A 22,406-nucleotide genomic window follows, 5' to 3' on the forward strand; every position below is an offset into this window, starting at 1 on the left:
CGGGGGCTGGTCAACGGGCGCTCGGCACCGGCGGGTTGGGACGGCCGGCCGGACGCCGGCCGGCGGGCGCCTCCTCGTCGTGGGAGAGCTGCGGGAGCCACCGCAGGAACCGCGGCGTGTGCCAGTTGCGCTCCCCCAGGAGCGTCATCAGGGACGGCAGCAGGATCATCCGGACCACCGTCGCGTCCAGGAGGACCGCCACGCCCAGGCCCACGCCCATCTGCTGCATGTCCTGCATGGACAGCGTGCCGAAGACCGCGAAGACCGCCACCATGATCACGGCCGCGCCGGTGATCGCGCCCGCCGTGCGCGTGATGCCCTCACGGATCGCCGAGCGGTTGTCCAGGCCCCGGTCGCGGAACTCGCGGATCCGGGAGACCACGAACACGTGGTAGTCCATGGAGAGTCCGAAGAGGACGACGAGGACGAAGAGCGGCATCCAGTTCTCGATCGCGCCGACCTTCTCCGAGCCGATGAGCTCCGCGCCCCAGCCGTGCTGGAAGACGGCGGTCATGACGCCGTAGGCGGCGCCCACCGACAGCAGGTTCAGCGCGATCGACGTCACCGCGATCACCACCGAGCGGAAGCTGAGGAGCATCAGGAGGAAGGTCACCGCGGTGATGAAGGCGAGGACCGGCCCGATGCCGCGGCCGAGCTGGTCGCTGAAGTCCTCCGACGAGGCCAGGTCACCGCCCACGTACGCCTCGGCGTCCACCCCGTCGAAGGCCGCGGGCACCGTGTCGTCCCGCAGGGTGTGCAGGGCCTTCTTGGCCTCGGCGTCGGTGCCGTCGCCCGGCAGCGGTACGGCGATCTCGGCGACGCCCGCCGCCTTGTGGACGGTGAGTTCGGCGCCGTCGCCCGCCTTCCGGGTGAGCGTGTCGAGGGCGGACCGCACGGGCGGTGCGCCGATGTCGTCGGCCTTCACGACCACCCGGGCCGGGGCGGGACCGCCGGGGAACTTGTCGGTGATCTTCCGGTACGAGACGGAGAGCGGCGCGTCGGAGCCGAACTGCTTCTCCAGGCCCAGCTGTTCGGTCTTCATGCCGAGCGCGGGGGCGGCGAGGGCGAGCAACAGCACCGCGGCGCCGACGGCGAAGAACTTCGGGCGGGCCAGGACCGGCCTGAGGACGGTGCCGGCGACGCCGCCGCCGGCGTGGGCGCGCTTCTTGGCGCGGCGGCCGAGGAAGGGGATGCGGCCGGCCTCGATCCGGTCACCGAGCCAGGCGAGGAGCGCCGGCAGGACCGTGACGGAGCCGAGCATCGCCACGCACACCACCAGGATCGTGGCGACGGCGAAGCCCTTGAAGAGGAGCAGCCCGGACAGGAACATGCCGGCCATCGCGACCATCACCGTGAGGCCGGAGACCAGGACGGCGCGTCCGCTGGTGGCCGCGGCGATCCGCAGGGCCGTCTCGGCGTCCCGGCCCGCGGCCCGCTCGTCCCGCTCACGGCGCAGGTAGAACAGGCAGTAGTCGACGCCGACCGCGAGGCCCATCAGGAACATCACGGAGTACGTGGTCTCGAAGAGGTGCAGCTGATGGCTGGCCAGCGAGAGCAGCCCGAAGGCGGCCACGCACGCGGTGAGGGCGAGGCCCACCGGGAGCAGTGCGGCGACCACGGCACCGAAGATGACCAGGAGGATGCCGAGTGCCAGCGGCACGGCGGTGAACTCGGCCGTCTTGAAGTCGTCGGCGAGCAGGTCGGACAGCTGCTTCGCGGAGCTCGCGTCGCCGAACTGGTGGACGGCGACGCCGTGTCCGGCCCCGTCGTCGGCCGCCTTGGCCACCGCGTCCAAAACCGGCTGGATCCGGTCGGCGGCGTCCTCGGACTCGCCCTTGATCTGGAAACGCAGCAGCGCGTCCTTGCCGTCCTTCGAGGGCAGCGGCGCCTTGAGGCCGCGTACGTCACCGGTCGCGTCCAGCGCCGTGGACAGGTCGGCCGCCGCGTCCCGCCAGCCGTCGGCGGTGCGCGCGGTGACCATGACGAGTTCACCGGCCGGCTCGTCGATGCCGGCGTCCTCGAGGATCTTGGTGGCCCGCGCCGAGTCGCCGACCCCCATCTCGTCGTCGGATGCCGTGACCATGCCGGAGCCCCCGCCGATGACCGTGGCGAGGACCACGAAGACCAGCCAGCCGAGAACGGCCGCCTTCCGGTGGTGTGCGCTCCACACACCGAGTCGTGCCGCGAGGTTCCGCCTCATGGCGATCCGCCCCCATCGAGTCTGCGTATGCGTCGGATAAGACGTGTCCCACGCTAGGAATCGCGGGCCGCCCGCCCCAGCCGCCGAGGCCCCCTTCCGGCGAGGCCCAGGGCGAGGTGCGGGGGTGTCGTCAGGTACACCCGCGGCCGGGTGCGGAACCCAGTGCTCGGCACCCTCGTGACCGGTGAGAATGGCGGCGTACCGGTCGCCGGGAGCGGGCGGGGGACGCAGGACACACCGAGAGGGGCGCAAGGTCATGACCAGACTGCGGAACGCTGTGGTCGCGGGGGCACGGGGGCTGTATCTGTCCGTCGCCTCGCTCGCGGGCTCGATCACCCTCTTCGTGCTGTCCGTGCTGTCGATCGCCTTCATCCTGCTCGGGGTCGGTGTCCTCACCACCCCGGTCGTCCTGACGGCGGTCCGGCACTGGGCGACCCTGCGGCGCGACCAGGCGGGGCGGTGGGCGGACGTGGTGGTCCCGGTCCCCTACCGGCCGTTCCCCGCCGACCTGCGCTCGGGCGTCACGGGACAGGTGGAGCGCTGCTCGCTGCTGCTCAAGGACCCGGCGACCTGGCGGGATCTGCAGTGGCTGTTCGCCGACATGACCGGCGGGTTCGTCACCGCGGTCTTCGCCCCCGTGCTGCTCGCCTACTGGGTGTACGGGGTGGTGCTCGCCGCCGGCGTCTGGGAGCCGATCTACCGGGCGGGCGGCGGCGAGTGGTACGGGTTCATCCACGTCACCTCGCAGTCCACGGCCAACCAGGCCGCCGCGCTCGGCACCGCCCTGCTGGTGCTCGGCGTCTTCGTCAACCCCGCCCTCATCCGCGGCCACTTCCTGCTCGCCCGTACGTTCCTCGCGCCCACCACGAGCATGCGGGAGCGCGAACTGGCGCTGCGCGTCGACCGGTTGACCGAGACCCGGCACGACGCCGTGGACAACTCCGCGGCCGAGCTGCGCCGCATCGAGCGCGATCTGCACGACGGCGCGCAGGCCCGCCTGGTCGCCATGGGCATGGACCTCGGCACCATCGAGGCGCTGGTCGACGCGGACCCGGCCAAGGCCAAGGAGCTGCTCGCGCAGGCCCGGCAGAACTCCGGGGAGGCGCTGACCGAGCTGCGCGACCTGGTCCGCGGCATCCATCCGCCGGTCCTCGCCGAACGGGGCCTCGGCGACGCGGTGAAGGCCCTCGCGCTGCGGCTGCCGATCGCCACGGAGGTCGACGTGGAGCTGCCGCGGCGCGCGGCGGCGCCGGTCGAGTCGGCGGCGTACTTCGCCGTCAGCGAGACCCTGACCAACGCCATCAAGCACGCGGGCGCCGACCGCGTCTGGGTGGACGTGCACCACGCGGACGGCATGCTGCGCATCGCGGTCACCGACAACGGCAAGGGCGGTGCGGCCATCGGGGCGGGGTCCGGGCTGAGCGGGGTCGAACGCCGACTCGGTACATTCGACGGCGTACTGGCCGTCAGCAGCCCCGCGGGCGGTCCGACCATGGTGACCATGGAGATCCCTTGCGAGTTGTCCTAGCCGAAGACCTCTTCCTGCTGCGCGACGGCCTGGTGCGGATGCTGGAGGCGTTCGACTTCGAGATCCTGGCGGCCGTGGAGAGCGGGCCCGAACTGACCAAGGCTCTACAGGAGTTGCAGCCGGACGTCGCCGTCGTCGACGTCCGGCTTCCGCCGTCCCACACGGACGAGGGCCTGCAGTGCGCGCTCGCCGCCCGCCGGGCCCGCCCCGGGCTGCCGGTCCTGGTCCTCTCCCAGCACGTGGAGCAGTTGTACGCGCGGGAGTTGCTGGCCGACGGCAACGGCGGCGTCGGCTATCTGCTCAAGGACCGGGTCTTCGACGCGGCGCAGTTCATCGACGCGGTACGGCGGGTCGCGGCCGGCGGCACCGCGATGGACCCGCAAGTGATCCAGCAGCTCCTCTCCCGGCACTCCGCGGAGCAGCCGCTCGGCGCGCTCACGCCGCGCGAGCGCGAGGTGCTCGAACTCATGGCGCAGGGCCGGTCGAACGCGGCCATCGCGGCGCAGCTGGTCGTCACCGAGCGGGCCATCGCCAAGCACACGTCCAACATCTTCGGCAAGCTGGACCTCGCGGTCTCCGACGACGACAACCGGCGCGTGCTCGCGGTCCTCGCCTATCTGGACCAGGGCCGCTGAACCTCAGGGGGATCACTGAACGCGCCGGGCCACTGACGCGTATGTAGCCCCATGGGACGCACTCCACGACGCACCTCACGCAAACGATCGAAACTGGCGCGGCGGACGGTCGCCGCATCCGCGGCGATGCTGCTGGGCGGCGGCGGTCTCGTCGCCGTGAACGTCTACGCGAACGCCGAGGAGGGCTCGGACCGGCCGCCGCCACGGAGCGCCGCGCAGCAGGTCTCCACCATCAGCTGCCCGGACGTCGGCAACCAGCTGCCCGAGGTGCCGGAAGCGGCACGCGCAGAGGTGGACCGCGGGCTCGCCGAGCTGGACACCCAGATCACCCGGGCCTACACCCGGTTCGGCCGGGTCCGGGACAAGGAATCCGTCCTGCCCCCGCTGGAGGAGCAGCGGCGGGGGACCATCGGCCGGATCGGCGACACCCTGGAGCGGTCCGGGGAGCGGCCCGAGACCATCGACAGCATGGCGCCGTGCACCCTGCGCGCCGACGACCAGCAGCCCGGCCAGGAACAAGGGCAGGATCAGGGGCCGGACCAGGGCCGGAACGGCAACGGTCCCGAGGCCGGTGACTTCGTCGACATCAAGTCCGTCCGGCCCAACGTCACCCGCCCCCGTGAGGGCCGGGGCGCCTCGCGCGGCACCTTCACCACCGACTGCGGGCGCAACGAGAACGGCAAGTTCAACCCGGACAACGTCATCGTGGCACCGGGCGTGAGCAACGGCGCCCACCACATGCACGACTACGTGGGCAACCAGGCGACGGACGCCTTCTCCGGCGACGACGACCTCGCCGAGGGCCGGACCACCTGCCGCAATCAAGGCGACAAGTCGACGTACTACTGGCCCGTGCTGCGACTTCAGAACGGCAAGGACGAGAGCGACGCCCAGGCCGACGGCGGCGGCAGGGACCAGAACGTCGGCGAGATCCGGACACCGGCCTCGGTCACCCTGAAGTTCGCCGGCAACCCGGTCGGCAAGGTCACCGCGATGCCGCGCTTCCTGCGCATCATCACCGGCGACGCCAAGGCCTTCACCAACGGCGACGCCAACGCCAACGCGTCGTGGAGCTGCACGGGGTTCGAGAACCGGCAGCTGAAGGACAAGTACCCGATCTGCCCCGAGGGCAGCAAGGTCGTGCGGACGTTCCGCTTCCAGAGCTGCTGGGACGGCCGGAACATCGACAGCGCCAACCACCGTACGCACGTCGCCTTCGCCGATCCGCGCTCCGGCGCCTGCCCGCGCGGCTTCCGCGCCATCCCCCAGCTCGTGCAGCGCATCGTGTACGACGTGCCGCCGGGCCCCGGCTTCGCCGTCGACTCCTTCCCCGAGCAGCTGCACAAGCCCGTCACCGACCACGGCGACTTCATCAACGTCTTCGACGAGCGCCTGATGCGGCGGGTCGCGAAGTGCGTGAACTCCGGACAGCGCTGCACCTGACGCGGCACCTGGCCCTGCGCCCGTTCATCCCATGCGGTGACCGTGGTGGCCGCCGTGCCTCCCCGCGGCGTCCACCACGGTCCCGCCCAGCCGGCCGCGCAGCGCCGCGATGTCGGCGGCCCCGCCGACCGCCACCCAGCGGCCGCCGACGAGGTACGTACCCCCGTAGTCGTTCGCCTCGTCGAGCCATTCGGCCTGGCCACGGCTGTTTGTAAAGGTTACGAGCACGTAGCGCCGGGCACCGTTCTCACAGGTGGCCTGGCGCAGTTCGGCCGCGTCCGTCTGGATGTCGGCCCTGCAGTGTGCCCGGGCCGCCAGCTGCTCCAGGCTGCCGCTCGCCGTGTCCGGTGCGCCGTCACCCCCCGAGCCGCACCCCGTCACCAGCAGAAGTCCTCCCACCGCCATGCCCGCAAGCACGCTCCGTGCTGCCCTCATCGCCACACCAGCCTCCCGCTGCGACTCGAACACGCCATCTCCCTCACATCCGTTGAGCACGGGGGGTCGCACGGATACCGTGCGCCGCAGCCTTCACCTCAGGGGGTACACATGTCCGAACTGTCCCGACGTTCCGTGCTCGGCACCGCCGGCGCCCTCACCCTCGGCGCCGCCGTCGGCGGGGCCGCGCTGCCGGCCCAGGCCGCCGACGGCCCCACCGCTGCCGCGGAGCCCGCCAGGGGCCCCGCCTTCGATACGGATTCCGCGCGCTCGGCGCTCAACAGACTCCTGCCGCATCACGCGGAGCAGATCCGGCTCAGACTCGTCCCCGCACGGGGCTCCGAAGACCGCTTCCGCGTCACCGGCACGACCGGACGGATCCAGGTGTCCGGTACGACACCCGCCGTCCTGCTCACCGGCGTCCACTGGTACCTCAAATACGTGTGCGGGACCCACATCGCCTGGAACGGCAGCCAGTTGAACCTGCCGGACCGGCTGCCCGCGCCGTCCGGGCCGCTGGAGCGGAGCACCTCGCTCCGGCACCGGTTCGCGCTGAACGACACCAACGACGGGTACACCGCGCCGTACGCCGACTGGGCCTACTGGGAGCGGATGATCGACGTGCTCGCGGTGCACGGCTGCAACGAGGTCATGGTGATCGCGGGCGCGGAGGCCGTGTACCACCGGGTGCTGCGGGAGTTCGGCTACTCCGACGCGGAGGCCCGCTCCTGGCTGCCCGCCCCCTCGCACCAGCCCTGGTGGCTGCTGCAGAACCTCTCCGACTACGGCGGCCCGCTCTCCCACGAACTCCTCGCCGAGCGCGTGGAGTTGGGGCAGCGGATCGTGCGCAGGCTGCGCGAGCTCGGCATCGCCCCGGTCTTCCCCGGCTACTACGGGAGCGTGCCCGACGGGTTCGTCGAGCGCAACGGCGGCGACGCGAAGGTGGTGCCGCAGGGCGTCTGGCACGGGTTCCCCCGGCCGGACTGGCTCGACCCGCGCACCACGGCCTTCGCGGAGGTCGCCGCCTCCTTCTACCGGCACCAGAAGGACCTCTTCGGGGCCGCCGCCCACTTCAAGATGGACCTGCTGCACGAGGGCGGAACGGCCGGCGACGTGCCGGTGCCGGACGCCGCGCGGGGCGTGGAGGCCGCCCTGCAGAAGGCACATCCCGGAGCCACCTGGGTGATTCTCGGCTGGGAGGCCAACCCGCTTCCCGCGCTGCTCGACGCCGTCGACCGCGAGCGGATGCTGATCGTCGACGGCGTCTCGGACCGGTTCGCGAGCGTCACGGACCGGGAGAAGGACTGGGGCGGCACCCCGTACGCGTTCGGGACCATCCCCAACTTCGGCGGGCGCACCACCATCGGGGCGCGCACCCACATCTGGAACGAGAAGTTCTTCGCCTGGCGCGACAAGGCGGGCAGCGCGCTGACCGGCACGGCCTTCCTGCCGGAGGCCACCGACCGGGACCCCGCCGCCTTCGAGCTCTTCTCGGAACTGGCCTGGACGAAGGGCCCGGTGGACCGGGCGGAGTGGTTCTCCTCGTACGCCGACTTCCGCTACGGCAGCCGGGACCGCGGCGCGCGGGCCGCCTGGCGGGCGCTGAACGACACCGCCTACCAGCACACCGCGGTCGAGCGCAGCGACCCGCACGACTCGCTCTTCGCCGCCCGGCCCGACCTCGCGGCCGCGCGCGCCTCCGAGTACGCGCCGCGCGCCCTGACCTACGACCCGGCCCGCTTCGACGCCGCGCTCGCCGGGCTGCTCGGGGTGGCGGGCAAGCTGCGGGGCAGCGCCGCCTACCGCTACGACCTGGTGGACGTCGCCCGGCAGGCCCTCGCCCACCGCAGCCGGCAGCTCCTGCCGCAGCTGCGGACGGCGTACGCGCGCAAGGACCGGGCGGCCTTCGACACGCTGGCGAAGCTGTGGCTGCGCCTGATGCGGCTCGCGGACGACGTGACGGGCACCGACCCGGCGTTCCTGCTCGGGCCGTACGTCGAGGCCGCCCGGCGGATGGGGACGAGCGGCGCGGAGAGCGCCGAGTTCGAGCGGACCGCCAAGGTGCTCATCACCGTCTGGGGCGACCGCGCCACGTCCGACGCCGGGAAGCTGCACGACTACGCCAACCGCGAATGGCACGGCGTGATGGGCGACTTCTACGTGCCCCGCTGGCAGAAGTGGCTCGACGAGCTGTCCGACGCGCTGGCCGCGGGGCGGGCGCCGAAGGCCGTCGACTGGTTCGCGTTCGAGGAGCCGTGGACGCGGGAGCGCAAGGACTATCCGCTGCGCCCGGTCGGCTCGGCGCACCGGACGGCGGCACGCGTACGGGACGTCCTGGCCCGCGCGCCCTATCAGGGGAACCTGACGGTCACCGCGGAGCCGTCCACCATCCCGCCGGGCGGCACCGCCCGGCTGGAGGCCGTCTTCCGCAACGTCAACGGGCTGCGCGCCACCGGCCGGGTCGACTTCGCGTTGACCGGCCTCGACGCGGAGCCGACCGGCCCCGTCTCGCTGCCGAGGGTGGCGCCCGCGGGGACGGGCGAGGTCGCGTGGCGGGCCACGACACCCGGGACCCCGCTGGAGGGGCCGCTGCGGCCCCTGCCGTACGAGATCGCCGTCACGTACGGCCCCGCCGGGGAGCCGCGGGTGCGAACCGTGCACGACGGGACCCTCTTCGAGGCGGGCCCGGTGAGCGGCGGCTGGAAGAAGTACGGCAACAACTCCGCGGTCTTCGGGGAGCTGGACGGGCGGTACGCGATCAACGGTGGCGGGGCGGACCTGTGGAAGGGGACGACGGAGTTCGGGACGCTGTACCGGGAGGGCGCGCTGCGGGACGGCGTCTCGGTGACGGTGCGGGTGGACGCCCAGGCCGTGACGGGTCCGTGGGCGCGGGCGGGCATCATCAGCCGCGCGGCGCTGGGCACGCCGGGCTCCCGCGGGCTGGTGGACCTCGCGGTGACGCCGGCCAACGGGGTGGTGCTGTCGTACGACACGAACGGCGACGGCACCCTGGACACGTACCAGCGGCTCACCGGGATCAAGGCGCCGGTGCTGCTGCGGCTTTCGCGCGAGGGCGGCTCCTTCACCGGGGCGTGCTCCACGGACGACGGGCAGACGTGGCGGACGGTCGCGTCGGTGCCGGTGGCCGGGGCGGTGGCGGCGCAGGACGTCGGTCTCTTCATGAGCGCGACGAACGGGGGTGACGGGGGCCGCGGGACGGTGGAGTTCAGCCGGTGGGACGTGGCGTAGCTCCCGGGCGTGCGGGGGTGGGCCGGAACCGCGGGTTCCCCTCCACCCCCGGCCCTCGCCGGACACGCGGCCCCCGACGTGCGCCGAAAAAGCGGGTGACGCGCGAGACGGGGGGTGCCAGGGTGACGGCATGAATGACGACTGGGAGAAGCGGCTCGCGGCGGCCTGGGACACGCTGGACGCCTACGGCGAGGAAGACGCCGGCGCGTTCCGCGCGCTGATCGACGGCCTTGCCGCGGAGCTGCCCGAGGGAGACCCGGTCGCCCCCTTCGAGCGCGCCTGCGCCTTCGACTCCACCGGCCGCTCCGACCGCGCCGTGCCCCTCTACCAGGAGGCCCTGGAGCGCGGGCTCCAGGGATACCGCAGGCGGCGGACCCTCGTCCAACTGGCCAGCTCGCTGCGGAACACCGGCCGGGCCGAGGAGGGCGCCGCCCTGCTCACGCCCGAACTGGAAGGACCGCCGGACGAGTTGGACGACGCCGTGCGCGCCTGCCTGGCGCTGTGTCTCGCGGACCTCGGGCGGGAGCGGGAAGGGCTCTCCCTGGTGCTCGGCGCCCTCGCGCCCCACCTGCCGCGCTACCAGCGGTCGATGGCCAACTACGCCCGCCTGCTCGTGGCGGACACCCCGGCCTGAGCGGCGGACACGCCGGCACGAGGTGACCATCCGACGATTCGCTCGTTTTGCTGAACGTGTCGTCGAATGTGCAGTCACCCGCGAAGTCCCCGAAGTCCTCGAAGTCCCCCGGGGCCGGCGGCCCCGCCCCCGTCGTCGACGTGGAGCAGGCGGAGGCCGTCCTCGTCGAGCACTACCCGCGGCTCGTCCGGCTCGCCTATCTCGTGCTGCCGTCGCACCTCGGCCGCAACCGACGGGTCCTGACCGCCCACGCCGTGGTCCAGCGCGCCCTGCCGCGCAGCCGCAAGACGGGTGACCCGGCGCTCGTCCCGGCGCAGCGCGGCCCCGGACCGCACGGCGACCCCGCCTACACCTACGTACGCCTGCAGGTGATCCGCGGCGCCCTGGAGGCCGGGGTCCCGCTGCGCTGGACCGCTTGGCCGAAGCGGGCCCAACTGCCTCCGCTGCTGCCGCAGGTGCGCGGCCTCCGGCTCTTCCCGCGCTCGGGCGGCTCCGACGAACTCGCCCTGGACCAGGCGCTCTCCCGGCTCTCCTGCGAAGCCCGCGCCGCCTACGCGCTGCGCGGCCTCGAAGGGCTCGACGAGGACGCGGTGTGCGCGGTGCTCTCCGCCGCCGGCTGCGACGACCCCGAGGACGCGCTGGACGAGGCCGACGAGATCGACGAGGACGACGGAGGCGATACGGGCGGGGACCGCCACGCTCTCCTCGCCTCCCCCGAGTTCGACCCCTGCTCCCTGCAGGCCAGGCCGACCGACCTGATGCGGCGCAGGCAGCACATGAAGGCCGCCGGGGTCGCGGCCGCCGCCGCGCTGGTCTGCGGGGCGCTGCTGGGGCTGCCCGGCGACGGCTGGGGGCCGGACGGCGCCGCCGCTCCCCCGTACGCGAAGAACCCCGCGGCGCAGGCCGCGCTCGATCCGGGGAAGCTGAGCGTGGCCACCGCGGGGGCGTGGAAACGTTCCTCGCGCACCGACTTCTCCGTGTGGCCCGCGCGCGGCAACCTCGTCGGCGACCGGGAACTGCTGCGCCGCGCCCTCGCCGTGTGGGCGCGGCCCGGCGAGTCCGTGCAGGTCTCGGCGACACCGGGCACCCCGGCGGGGGCGCCGCCCGGGCCGGCGCGGCTGCTCTACGCCGGCGACATCGACTCCGCCCGCGTGGTGCTGCTCTACGACGGCCTGCGCGTCGTGCGGTACGCCGAGCCGCGGGAGGGCACGAGCGGCGCCGCCCTCGACTTCGCCCGGGTGGACGGGGCGAACGGCGCCGAGGCCGGCGCCGTCGTCGTCGACCGCGCCGACGGCAACATCCGCTATCTGACCGCGCCGTGGATCGAGTCCGCCGCGCTGCAGGACCTGTTGAAGCCCGCCGCGGCCGCGGTCCCGCTGCACCGCTCCGCGGACGGCGTCACCGACCCGTTCGCCGGGCCGATGCAGGACGGACGGTGCGCGTCGTGGAACGCGCTGCGACTGCGCGACCACTCCGGCGCCGCCCGGCTCTCCACCGACCTCGGCGAGCTCGTCCCCGCCCATCTGACCGCGGGCCGCCCCGAGGCACCGCGCGAGGCCACGCCCGCCGAATGGTCGAAGTCGGCCTGCTCGCTGGCGTCGGTGCGCTCGCACGGCGTGCGGACCGTGAACTCCTGGACGTACGCGCGTCAGGCGCTGCCCGAGGGCAACGGCGTCGCCGACTGGGTCTGCACCCGCGCCGACACCTGGCTGGGCGAGGGCACCCGGACCCTCGCCCAGTTCCAGACGGCCGACAGGCCGGTGGGCGCCGTCGCCGCCAAGGCCGAGGACTCCCCGGCGTGCGGCGGCCGCGACCCGCACGTGCTCGCGGGCGTGCTGTGGAAGTCGCGGGCGGGCAGCTGGTACCTGCTCGGCGCGGGCAGCAAGGACGTCACCTCCATCACGGCGTCCGGCGGCACCCGCTCGGCCGGGAACACCCTGGCCGCCCCGACGCGGCGGACCGCGAAGGCGCGGCTCAGCGGGGAGCTCGCGAACGGCAAGAAGGTGCAGACGCTGCGGTAGGTGTCGCGGCAGGCCCGCGAACTTGCCGGCGTCTACCCCTGTACCGCGGAACTACCGCTCAGTACATTGACGCCATGTCTAATACGCAGAGCCGGGTGCCCGAGCCCGTCGCGTCCGAGCACATACCGCTCAAGGCACGCAACGTCTCCTTCTCCTGGGAGAACACCCCGCTCCACTGGCTGCCGAACGACCCGTTCACCACGCACATGATCAACGTGCTGCATCTGCTGCTGCCCGCGGGTGAGCGCTGGTTCGTACACGTCTACAAGCAGGTGCTGCCGCTCATCCGTGACGAGCGGCTGCGCGAGGACGTCATCGGGTTCATCGGCCAGGAGGCCATGCACTCGCAGGCCCACGACGAGGTCCTGCCGCACCTCAAGGAGCAGGGGCTCGACCCCACCCCGTACACCGCGCAGGTCGACTGGCTCTTCGAGAAGCTGCTCGGCGACCGGACGCTGCCGCCCGGCAAGGCCCAGAAGTGGTGGCTGATGGAGCGCGTGGCGATCATCGCTGCCATCGAGCACTACACCGCCTTCCTCGGCGACTGGGTGCTCAACGCCGAGGAGCTGGACCGCAGGGGCGCCGACCCGACGATGCTGGACCTGCTGCGCTGGCACGGCGCGGAGGAGGTCGAGCACCGCTCCGTCGCCTTCGAGCTGTTCATGCACGTCGACGGCGGTTACCGGCGCCGGGCCAGGACCTGGGCGACCGCATTCGGCGCGCTGGTCTTCCTCTGGCAGCGCGGGGCGCGGTTCTTCATGGCGAACGACCCGACGCTGACCGACGGCAGGGCAACCTTCAAGGACTTCCACCGGAGCACCAAGGCGGGGACGCTGCCCACCACCGGGGCGATGATCCGCTCCATCCCGCGCTATCTCAGCCGCGATTACCACCCCTCGCGGGAGGGCAGCACGGCGCAGGCCGTCGCCTATCTCGCCTCCTCGCCCGCCGCCGTCGCCGCGGCCGCCGCCGAGAAGGGGGCGCTCTGACATGCCCCGCATCCGCACCCTCGCCCTCGCCACCGGCGCCGCCCTGCTCACCCGGCGCGCCCTGCGCCGCCGCATCGGGGCCTCCCCGCTCTGGCCGCTGCCCGCCCTGGCGGAGCCCGTGTCCGGCAGGCCGCGCTCCCGGGCGCTGCGGCTGACCGTCGCCCGGCATGAGCAGATCGCCGAGGGTGTCGTCCAACTGCGCCTGGAGGGCGACCGGTTGCCGCCCTGGGAGCCGGGCGCCCATCTCGACCTGGTGCTGCCCTCGGGGCTCGTGCGGCAGTACTCGCTCTGCGGCGACCCCGAGGACTCCTCCTCGTACACCGTGGCGACCCGGCTGATCGCCGCCGGGCAGGGCGGCCGGGGCGGTTCGCTGGAGGTGCACGAACGGCTGCGCGAGGGCGTCGAGGTCGAGGTGCGCGGGCCGCGCAACCACTTCCCGCTCGCCGACGCGGCGTCGTACGTCTTCGTGGCAGGCGGCATCGGGATCACCCCGGTCCTGCCGATGCTGCGCGCCGTGGAGGCGGCCGGGGCCGAGTGGCGGCTGCTGTACGGGGGCCGCTCACGCGGTTCGATGCCGTTCCTCGAAGAGGTGGAGAAGCTCGGCGGCGCCGGGCGCGGGCGGGTCACCGTCGTCGCCGAGGACGAGGACGGGCTGCCGGACGTGGCCGCCTTCCTCGCCGGGGCCCCACGCGGCGCGGCCGTCCACGTGTGCGGCCCCGAGCCCCTGCTGGACGCCGTCGACGCCGCGCTGCCCGAGGGGTGCTCGCTGCACCTGGAGCGGTTCTCGCCGCGCGCCGACGCCGAGGGCAACACCGCCTTCGAGGTCGAACTGCGGCGCAGCGGGCGCACCGTGGCGGTCGCCGCGGACACCACGGTGCTCGCCGCGGTGCGCGCCGCGCTGCCCGACACCGCGTACAGCTGCGAGCAGGGCTTCTGCGGCACGTGCCAACAGCGCGTCGTGGAGGGCGAGATCGACCACCGCGACGAACTGCTCACCGACGGCGAGCGGGCCGACTTCATGCTCATCTGCGTCTCGCGGGCGCGCGGCGAGCGGCTCGTGCTCGACATGTGAGACGAGCGGCCGGGGCGTGCGCACCGGCCCCCAGCCGGGCCGGTTCCGCTCGGTAAGGTGTTCGTATGACAACCGGGGTGCGCCGCAGGATGGGTGTCGAGGAGCGGCGGGAGCAGTTGATCGGGGTCGCGCTCGAACTGTTCAGCCACCGCTCCCCCGACGACGTCTCCATCGACGAGATAGCAGCGGCCGCGGGCATCTCGCGCCCGCTGGTCTACCACTACTTCCCCGGCAAACTCAGCCTGTACGAGGCGGCGCTGCGCCGGGCGGCGGAGGATCTGGCGGGCCGGTTCGCGGAGCCGCACGAGGGTCCGCTCGGGGCGCGGCTGCTGCGGGTGATGGGGCGCTTCCTCGCCTTCGTCGACGAGCACGGGCCCGGGTTCTCGGCGCTGATGCGGGGCGGCCCCGCGGTCTCGGCGGGCGGCGCCTGCGCGCAGGAGGCCGTCTCGACGACGAACGCGCTGATCGACTCGGTGCGCCAGGCGGCGTACGACCAGATCCTCGCGCACCTGGGCGTCACCGACCCGCCCGCCCGGCTCGAACTGGTCGTGCGGTCGTGGATCTCGCTGGCCGAGTCGACGGCGCTGATCTGGCTGGACGGGCGGCGCATCCCGCGCGCGGAGCTGGAGTTGCAGCTGGTGCACGACTTCGCGGCGCTGACCGCGGTGAGCGCGGCGTACGACCCGGAGATGGCGGGGCTGCTGCGCACGATCCTCGCCGCGGAGCCCCCGGACGGCCCGTTCGCCGAACTGATCGAACGGCTGGTGGCACTCGCCCCGTGACCACCGCGCACCTGCCCGTCCGACGAGCAGGCGTGGGGTGCGCAGCCGCCGGTGGCCGGGTACGTGCACCCGCTGATGACGCGCCGCGGCGCCCCCCGCGGGGGCGGGGCGCGCGGTGGCCCGGCTGGACTGTGTGGCGGCCAACCCGCGGCTGCGCGCGTACTACGAGGCGGCCGGTTACACGGTCGTCGGGGAACTGGCCGACAAGGCCGCCGCGGACGGCACGTCGTACGGCGTGCTGCTGCTGGAGAAGCCGCTGCGCTAGGGGCTTTCGTCCGGGCACACCCGCAGGGCGAGCAGCGCGATGTCGTCCTCGCGGTCGTGGCCCAGGCAGGCGAGCAGGGTGTCGCACAGGGCCGTGACGCCGGGCGGCGCGTCCGCCGCGACGGTGCGCAGGTGTTCCATGGAGACGGCGAGGTCGGTGCCGCGGGTCTCGATGAGCCCGTCGGTGACCATGAGGAACCGGTCGGTGGGGCGCAGCACGGTCTCGGTCGGCGGCGGTCTGTCCAGGCCGAGACCGAGCAGCGGGCCCTTCGCGCCGAGGTAGCCGGCCGTGCCGTCGTCGTGGACGACGAGGGGCGGGATGTGCCCGGCGTTGGCGACGCGGGTGCGGCCGGTCGCCGGGTCGACGAGGGCGAGGCAGAGGGTGGCCGTCACCTCCGGGTGGTAGCGCTGCAGCATCCGGTCGAGGCGGCGGGCGAGCGCCGCGGGGTCGGTGTCCTCGACGCAGTAGGCGCGCAGCGCGTGCCGGATCTCCACCATGACCGTGGCGGCCTCCAGGGAGTGGCCCACGACGTCGCCGATGCCGGCGAGGAGACCCTGGGGGGTGCCGAGCGAGGCGTAGAAGTCGCCGCCGATCTCCGTGTCGCGGGAGGCGGGTTCGTAGCGGACGACGACTTCGGTGCCGGGGGTCTGCGGTACGTGCGCGGGCAGGAAGCTGCGTTGCAGGGTCAGCGCGATGTGGCGCTCCATCTCGTACATGAGGAGTCGCTCGGCGGCGACCGCGGTGGCGTGCGCGAGCCGTCCCACCAGGCGGCCGGTGTCGGGGAGCAGCCCCCGGGCGTACGCGGGGGTGGCGAGGCACACCGGTGCGCAGCCCTCGCGGGAGCGGGCCAGGGCGAGCCGGGCGCCGTCGGGGAGCCCGCTGCCGCCGGACGGTTCGGCGTGGAAGAAGCCGGGCGGCCACACGGCTGCGGGCACGACGGTGTCGCGCACCCCGACGTGGCCCGTCAGACCGCGCTGGATCAGCCGGGCGACGGTGGCGTGCGCGCCGTCGCCCGGCAGCGACGCGGCGGCCCTGCGCCGGGACAGGCCCCGGTGGAGTTCGCCGTCGTCGCCGACGATGAACGCGGCGGCGGGGCCGTGGGTGAGCCGGGCGGCGCCGGTCGCGGCCGCCTCGGCGAGTTCGCGCGGGCAGCGGGCCGACTGGACGGCGAGGATCGTCTCGGCGAGCCGGGTCAGATGGCCGGCCTGCGCCTCGGCGTCGCAGCGGTGGCGGGCCCCGCGGGCCGCGGCACGCACCACGGCCTGGATCTCCTCCGGCTCGGCGGGCACCGTCAGATAGGCCTCACCGCCCGCGTCGAGGCCGCGGCACCGGTCGGCGGGGGCGGTGCGGGCGGCGGAGAAGTGCACGACGGGCAGGGCCGCGAAGGGCGGCGACTCCTTCAGCCTGCGGCACAGGTCGAAGCCGCTCATGTCGGGCAGGCCGACGTCGACCAGCGCCACGTCGGGGAGGCGCCCGGCGCGGCGGCGCGCGTCGAGCTCGACGAGGGCCTCGCCCGCGCTGGCGGCGAGGACCACCCGGTGGCCGTCCCTGCGCAGGACTGCGCCCAGTGCGTATCGGCTGGCGGCGACGTCGTCTACCACCAGAATCGTGGTGCCTGCCTTGCCGTTGACGCTCACGCGGGGCCCCTTTGGGGCTGATGGGGCAGACCTCCCTCGGGCCTGCCTCCTTAAATTAGCGTCCCTTCGGGCGCTCCGGGAGGTGACGGCGCCGCTCCGACCGGGACCGGTGAAGATCCCGGAACTCCGTACGACGGGCGTGGACTTGACGATAAGATCTTCGCCCGTCCGGCGACGGGGTGTGCGCGGCACGCTCCGGGGCTCATGTCCGGACCCGCCGTCGCGGGACGCGGGGACGCCGCCCGCCGGTGGGGCGGGCGCCCTCGTGACCTTCGCGTTCCGCACGGCGTTCACCAAAGTGTCCGGCCCGCCACCGGCCCGCCCGCACGCGACGTCCGCACCTCCGAGGGGCCCCATGACCCAGAACGTCACCGCCGCGCCCGCCGCCGGCGACTCCGCGTCCGCCCGCCGGTGGTGGCGCGACGCGGTCATCTACCAGGTCTATCCGCGCAGTTTCGCCGACGGCGACGGCGACGGCATGGGCGACCTGCCCGGCATCACGGCCCGCCTGACGCACCTGCGCGACCTCGGCGTCGACGCCGTCTGGCTCTCCCCCTTCTACGCCTCGCCGCAGGCCGACGCGGGGTACGACGTGGCGGACTACCGCGCCGTCGACCCGATGTTCGGCACCCTCTCCGACGCCGACACGCTCATCCGCGAGGCCCACGCCCTCGGCCTGCGCGTCATCTTCGACATCGTGCCCAACCACTGCTCCGACCGGCACGAGTGGTTCCGGCGGGCACTGCGCGAGGGCCCGGGATCGCCGGCGCGGGACCGCTTCCACTTCCGGCCCGGCAAGGGCGCGGCGGGCGAACTCCCGCCCAACGACTGGGAGTCGGTGTTCGGCGGCCCCGCCTGGAGCCGGGTGCCCGACGGCGCGTGGTACCTGCACCTCTTCGCGCCCGAGCAGCCCGACTTCAACTGGGACCACCCGGCCGTCCACGCGGAGTTCCGCTCCGTCCTGCGGTTCTGGCTCGACCTCGGCGTGGACGGCTTCCGCATCGACGTCGCCCACGGCCTGGTCAAGGCGTCCGGGCTGCCCGACATCGGCCACGCCGAACAGGTCAGGCTGCTCGGCAAGCAGGCCGTGCCGTACTTCGACCAGGACGGCGTGCACGCCATCTACCGCGACTGGCGGCAGGTCCTGGAGGAGTACGGAGGCGAGCGCATCGCCGTCGCCGAGGCGTGGACCCCGACGGTCGAGCGCAGCGCCCGCTATCTGCGCCCCGACGAGCTGCACCAGGCCTTCAACTTCGCGTACCTGACGACCGGCTGGGACGCCGCCGCGCTGCGCGCCGTCATCGACCGCTCGCTGACCGCGATGAACGCCGTGGACGCGCCCGCCACCTGGGTGCTCTCCAACCACGACGTCGTACGCCACCGCACGCGGCTGGCCGACGGCGACGCGGCCCGCGGCCTGCGCCGGGCGCGGGCGGCCACCCTGCTGATGCTGGCGCTGCCCGGCTCGGCCTACCTCTACCAGGGCGAGGAGCTCGGCCTGCCCGAGGTCACGGAGCTGCCGGACGAGGTGCGCCAGGACCCGGCGTTCTTCCGCAGCACCGGGCAGGACGGCACGCGGGACGGCTGCCGGGTGCCGATGCCCTGGTCGGGGCGGAGCCGGCCCTTCGGTTTCGGGCCGGTGCCGGGCGGTCCGAGCTGGCTGCCGCAGCCGGACTCCTGGGAGCACCTGTCGGTGGCGGCGCAGACCGGCGACCCCGCCTCCACCCTTGAGTTCTACCGGCGGGCGCTCGCCGTGCGCCGCGCCCACCCGGCGCTCGGCGCGGGCCGCGACATCACGTGGCTGCCGTCGCCCGAAGGCGTGCTCGCCTTCCGCCGCACCGCGCCGGGCGGCGCGTTCGTCTGCACGGTCAACCTCACGGCGGCGCCACTGGCGTTGCCCACCCCCGGCACGCCGCTGCTCGCGAGCGCGCGGACCGAGCCGGGCGCGGGATCGACCGTGCTCCCGGCGGATTCAACGGTCTGGTGGGCAGCCTGAGATACGACCGGTACAGTCCAATCCTGTGACCGCACGGCTAGCCGACATCGCAGCCCAGGCGGGGGTCAGCGAAGCGACAGTAAGCCGCGTGCTCAACGGCAAGCCGGGCGTCGCCGCGGGCACCCGCCAGTCCGTCCTCGCCGCCCTCGACGTCCTCGGCTACGAACGGCCGGTGCGGCTGCGGCAGCGCAGCGCGGGCCTGGTCGGACTGATCACGCCGGAGCTGGAGAACCCGATCTTCCCGGCGCTCGCGCAGGTGATCGGACAGGCCCTGACCCGGCAGGGGTACACGCCGGTGCTCGCCACCCAGACCCCGGGCGGCTCCACCGAGGACGAGCTCACCGAGATGCTGGTGGACCGTGGCGTCGCCGGGATCATCTTCGTCTCCGGCCTGCACGCGGACACCACCGCGGACATGGGGCGCTACGAGCGGCTGCGCGCCCAGGACGTGCCCTTCGTCCTGGTGGACGGCTTCTCGCCGGCGGTGCGGGCGCCGGCCATCTCCCCCGACGACCGGGCGGCGACGCGCCTCGCGGTGACCCACCTCGTCTCGCTGGGTCATACCCGCATCGGGCTCGCCGTCGGCCCGCTGCGGTTCGTGCCCGTACAGCGGAAGATCGAGGGCTTCGTCCGGGCGATGCGGGAGCTGGTGGGCCTCTCCCCCGCCGACATCGAGACGCAGCTGGTCCAGCACTCTCTGTACACGCTGGAGGGGGGCCAGGCGGCGGCCGAGGCGCTCCTGGAGGGCGGCTGCACGGCCGTCGTGTGCGCCAGCGACATGATGGCCCTCGGCGCGATCCGGGCGGCGCGACAGCGCGGTCTGGAGGTGCCGGACGACGTCTCCGTGGTCGGGTTCGACGACTCCCCGCTGATCGCCTTCACCGACCCGCCGCTGACCACGGTGCGCAAGCCGGTCCCCGCGATGGGCCAGGCCGCGGTCCGCACCCTCCTCGAAGAGCTCGGCGGCACCCCCGCCCCGCCCGGCGAATTCGTCTTCATGCCGGAGCTGGTGGTCCGCGGTTCGACGGCCTCGGGTCCCGGGCGCCCCTAGGGGCACACCCGGATCGTGACCTCCTCCCATCGGCGTAGGGAATGCGGGCCGAACCCGACCGGGGGATGATCGGTCGAAGGGTGTGGATCTGGCAGACTCTGTCCCTATGGGTGAGACGACCGTGACGACACTGGAGGGCCGGCAGCGGCCCGCTGCATCACCCAGCGCGGCCGAGCGGGACAGCCGCGACGGGCGGGGCCTCGCACGTCGTCTCCGTGGTCTGCGCACCCCCCGCCGCCCCCGCCTGTGGTTCGAGATCCTCCTGATCGCGGTGAGTTACTGGACGTACTCACTGATCCGCAACGCCGTGCCGGAACAGAAGTCGCAGGCGCTGCGCAACGCGGACTGGATCTGGCGGGTCGAGCAGGATCTGGGCATAGCGGTCGAGAAGAGCGTCAACCACGCCGTGGACTCGGTGACATGGCTCATCGTCGGCATGAACTACTACTACGCGACGCTGCACTTCGTGGTGACCCTCGGTGTCCTGGTGTGGCTCTTCCGCAGTCACCCGGGGCGGTACGCGGCCGCCCGCCTGGTCCTCTTCGCCACGACGGCGGTGGCCCTGGTCGGCTACTACCTGTATCCGCTGGCGCCGCCGCGCCTGATGAACGGCTCCGACTTCATCGACACGGTGGTGGTCCACCACACGTGGGGCTCGATGGCCTCCGGCGACCTGAAGAACATGTCGAACCAGTACGCGGCGATGCCCTCGATGCACATCGGCTGGTCCCTGTGGTGCGGCCTGACGATCTTCGCCCTGGCGTCGGTGCCGTGGGTGCGGGTCCTCGGCCTGCTCTACCCCACGGCGACGCTGGTCGTGATCGTGGCGACCGCCAACCACTTCTGGCTGGACGCGGTCGGCGGCATGATCTGCCTGGCCTTCGGCTTCCTGGTGGCCCGCCTCTGGTACGGCGCCCTGCCGTACGCGCTGGCGCGCGAGGTGGCGGTACGGGGGGCGGCGGCCGAGGGGGAGACCGGGAGCGGGACGCCCCCGCGCGAGCCCGCCGAGCGGCGCTAGGCGAACGACTCGTCGCCGTCCCAGTTCACGTGGACGACCTCGGGGGCCAGGCCGTGCAGGACCGCGCGGCCGACGTCCTTCTTGAAGCGCTCGATCAGGCCCGCCACGTCGCTCAGCGGGTACCTGCCGTCCAGGGCGCCGAGCAGCGCCTCCGGTGAGACGTCGACCGCGCGGGCGAGCTGCTGGGTGTTCTCGGGGCGGTTGTTCCAGCCGCCGGCGTTGTTGCGGCCGACGTGGATGGACTCGGCCGCGGTGAGGGCGGAGGCGCCCGCCTGGTGGATCAGGTTCTGGCCGGCCACGGGGCGTGCGGTCAGGTGGAAGAGCGAGCCCTTGATCGTCGCCGAGGAGTCGCCCGTCCTGCGGTCCCTGACCTCGCCGCCGCTGGTGAGCATCACGTTGAGGTGAACGGCGAGTTGCACCGTACGGTCGCCGTCGCGCACGGTCACCGTCACGGGCCGGGAGATGAGGTTGTTGCCGCCGTTGTTGCGGCACTCGGGCCCGAACTGGAACCCGGCGAGCGTCCGGTCCTGGCCGACGATGATGTCCAGGAGCTGGTTCCAGCCGACGCGGGGCGCCGCCTGGGTGTCGGCCACCCGCTGCACGGGGGCGCCGTGGTCGTGCGCCGCGTGGTCGTGGGCGGCGTGGTCGTGGGCCGCGGGCGCCGGTCCCGACAGGACGCGGTGGGCGTTCGCCTCGGCCTCGCGCTCGAAGCGGTCGGAGGGGTCCGACACCTTGAGACCGTCGCCGTGGTCGGTGCCGGCGACGGGGCCCTGGCGCTGCTGGATGACGTGGGTCAGTTCGTGGGCGAGCGTGTGCCGGTCCGCGCCGCCGTCGCCGATGACGACGTGGCTGCCGGAGGTGTAGGCGCGGGCGCCCACCTCGGCGGCGGAGTCCTTCGCCGCGCTGTCGTCGTGGATGCGGACGTCGGAGAAGTCCGCGCCGAGCCGGGCCTCCATGTCGGTGCGGGTCGAGGGGTCGAGCGGGCGCCCGCCGGCGCGCAGCACGTCGTGGACGGCGGACCGCTGGACCGCGGCCCGCTGGACGGCCTCGGTGACGGCGGCGTTCCCCGCCGTGCGCTGCAGGGCGAGCACCTCCCGCGCCGACATGCCCGCCGCGGCCGACGGTGCGGCGGCGGACCGGGCCGGTGCGCGGTCGATCCGCTCCCCGTCGACGGGTCGGGCGGTTTCGCGGGCACGCATGTGGCCTCCAGGCAGACGAGTCGAACTCTTCCTGGATACGTGACGGGGCGGGTGGAAGGCCAGGTGCGCGAGGGCAGGGTTCGGTGCCCGATGGGGCAGGAGGGGTGGCGGGGCGCGGCGGAGGCTGCGCGGGACGAAAGCGGCGTCCGGCCCCACCGCACGGCGCCTTACGCCCCGCAGAGCTCATCGGCACGGGGCCCCTACGCCCGGCAGAACCATCCGGCCCGGGGCGCCCCAACCCCGTAGAACCGT

General features: G+C 73.6%; 16 protein-coding genes and 1 pseudogene. 13 read left to right on the forward strand and 4 right to left on the reverse strand.

Annotation, left to right across the window (positions count from 1 at the left end):
- Positions 1 to 10 precede the first annotated feature (10 nt).
- The gene (locus ACZ6B8_RS00305; protein WP_471605813.1) at positions 11 to 2,200 is read right to left on the reverse strand and encodes an MMPL family transporter; all 2,190 of its coding nucleotides are present in this window, start codon (positions 2,198 to 2,200) and stop codon (positions 11 to 13) included.
- Positions 2,201 to 2,456: 256 nt separating this feature from the next.
- Here ACZ6B8_RS00305 and ACZ6B8_RS00310 point away from each other — a divergent pair, with 256 nt between their 5' ends.
- Genes ACZ6B8_RS00310 through ACZ6B8_RS00320 form a run of 3 tightly spaced genes read left to right on the forward strand, consistent with a single transcriptional unit; the run spans position 2,457 to position 5,806 of the window.
- On the forward strand, positions 2,457 to 3,728 hold the full coding sequence (locus tag ACZ6B8_RS00310) for a sensor histidine kinase (RefSeq protein ID WP_471605814.1): 1,272 nt from the start codon (positions 2,457 to 2,459) through the stop codon (positions 3,726 to 3,728).
- Positions 3,713 to 4,363 carry a LuxR C-terminal-related transcriptional regulator gene (locus ACZ6B8_RS00315; RefSeq protein WP_471075027.1) on the forward strand — a complete coding sequence of 217 codons (651 nt, stop codon included), beginning with the start codon at positions 3,713 to 3,715 and terminating at the stop codon, positions 4,361 to 4,363. The genes ACZ6B8_RS00310 and ACZ6B8_RS00315 overlap by 16 nt, the downstream gene beginning before the upstream one ends.
- Before the next feature lie 51 nt (positions 4,364 to 4,414).
- A complete protein-coding gene (locus ACZ6B8_RS00320) occupies positions 4,415 to 5,806 on the forward strand; it encodes a DUF1996 domain-containing protein (protein WP_471605815.1) in 1,392 nt (463 codons plus the stop codon).
- Between the two features lie 24 nt (positions 5,807 to 5,830).
- Here ACZ6B8_RS00320 and ACZ6B8_RS00325 read toward each other — a convergent pair whose 3' ends face one another.
- Positions 5,831 to 6,211, reverse strand: coding sequence for a hypothetical protein (locus tag ACZ6B8_RS00325; protein WP_471075021.1), 381 nt, complete (start codon positions 6,209 to 6,211; stop codon positions 5,831 to 5,833).
- 141 nt (positions 6,212 to 6,352) lie between these two features.
- Here ACZ6B8_RS00325 and ACZ6B8_RS00330 point away from each other — a divergent pair, with 141 nt between their 5' ends.
- The 7 genes and pseudogenes from ACZ6B8_RS00330 to ACZ6B8_RS00360 all read left to right on the forward strand — a co-directional run.
- Positions 6,353 to 9,490, forward strand: a complete 3,138-nt coding sequence (locus tag ACZ6B8_RS00330) for an alpha-N-acetylglucosaminidase (protein ID WP_471605816.1) — start codon at positions 6,353 to 6,355, stop codon at positions 9,488 to 9,490.
- Between the two features lie 130 nt (positions 9,491 to 9,620).
- Positions 9,621 to 10,124, forward strand: a complete 504-nt coding sequence (locus tag ACZ6B8_RS00335) for a tetratricopeptide repeat protein (protein ID WP_471075015.1) — start codon at positions 9,621 to 9,623, stop codon at positions 10,122 to 10,124.
- A gap of 68 nt (positions 10,125 to 10,192) precedes the next feature.
- The gene (locus ACZ6B8_RS00340; protein ID WP_471605817.1) at positions 10,193 to 12,145 is read left to right on the forward strand and encodes a hypothetical protein; all 1,953 of its coding nucleotides are present in this window, start codon (positions 10,193 to 10,195) and stop codon (positions 12,143 to 12,145) included.
- 74 nt (positions 12,146 to 12,219) lie between these two features.
- Positions 12,220 to 13,134, forward strand: a complete 915-nt coding sequence (locus ACZ6B8_RS00345; RefSeq protein ID WP_471075009.1) for a metal-dependent hydrolase — start codon at positions 12,220 to 12,222, stop codon at positions 13,132 to 13,134.
- Between the two features lies 1 nt (position 13,135).
- Positions 13,136 to 14,206 (forward strand): PDR/VanB family oxidoreductase, encoded by a 1,071-nt coding sequence (locus ACZ6B8_RS00350; RefSeq protein ID WP_471605818.1) that lies wholly within the window; start codon positions 13,136 to 13,138, stop codon positions 14,204 to 14,206.
- 65 nt (positions 14,207 to 14,271) lie between these two features.
- A complete protein-coding gene (locus tag ACZ6B8_RS00355) occupies positions 14,272 to 14,988 on the forward strand; it encodes a TetR/AcrR family transcriptional regulator (RefSeq protein ID WP_471075004.1) in 717 nt (238 codons plus the stop codon).
- A gap of 21 nt (positions 14,989 to 15,009) precedes the next feature.
- Positions 15,010 to 15,253: pseudogene (locus tag ACZ6B8_RS00360) on the forward strand (GNAT family N-acetyltransferase); the annotation flags it as partial.
- On the opposite strand, the gene ACZ6B8_RS00365 reads toward ACZ6B8_RS00360, so the two are convergent.
- Entirely contained in the window at positions 15,250 to 16,890 is a 1,641-nt protein-coding gene (locus ACZ6B8_RS00365; protein ID WP_471605819.1) for a SpoIIE family protein phosphatase, read from the reverse strand. The pseudogene ACZ6B8_RS00360 and the gene ACZ6B8_RS00365 sit on opposite strands and share 4 nt — an antisense overlap.
- Before the next feature lie 355 nt (positions 16,891 to 17,245).
- Between ACZ6B8_RS00365 and ACZ6B8_RS00370 the strand changes: the two genes are divergently transcribed.
- The 3 genes from ACZ6B8_RS00370 (at position 17,246) to ACZ6B8_RS00380 (ending at position 20,955) form a co-directional block, all read left to right on the forward strand.
- Positions 17,246 to 18,886: a glycoside hydrolase family 13 protein gene (locus ACZ6B8_RS00370; RefSeq protein ID WP_471074998.1), complete on the forward strand. Its 1,641-nt coding sequence runs from the start codon at positions 17,246 to 17,248 to the stop codon at positions 18,884 to 18,886.
- 25 nt (positions 18,887 to 18,911) lie between these two features.
- Positions 18,912 to 19,937: a LacI family DNA-binding transcriptional regulator gene (locus ACZ6B8_RS00375; protein WP_471074995.1), complete on the forward strand. Its 1,026-nt coding sequence runs from the start codon at positions 18,912 to 18,914 to the stop codon at positions 19,935 to 19,937.
- Between the two features lie 106 nt (positions 19,938 to 20,043).
- Positions 20,044 to 20,955 carry a phosphatase PAP2 family protein gene (locus ACZ6B8_RS00380; protein ID WP_471074992.1) on the forward strand — a complete coding sequence of 304 codons (912 nt, stop codon included), beginning with the start codon at positions 20,044 to 20,046 and terminating at the stop codon, positions 20,953 to 20,955.
- Here ACZ6B8_RS00380 and ACZ6B8_RS00385 read toward each other — a convergent pair.
- Positions 20,952 to 22,154, reverse strand: a complete 1,203-nt coding sequence (locus tag ACZ6B8_RS00385) for an eCIS core domain-containing protein (RefSeq protein WP_471605820.1) — start codon at positions 22,152 to 22,154, stop codon at positions 20,952 to 20,954. The genes ACZ6B8_RS00380 and ACZ6B8_RS00385 overlap by 4 nt on opposite strands.
- Between the last annotated feature and the right edge of the window lie 252 nt (positions 22,155 to 22,406).

This window comes from Streptomyces sp. NPDC041122 (assembly GCF_055592445.1).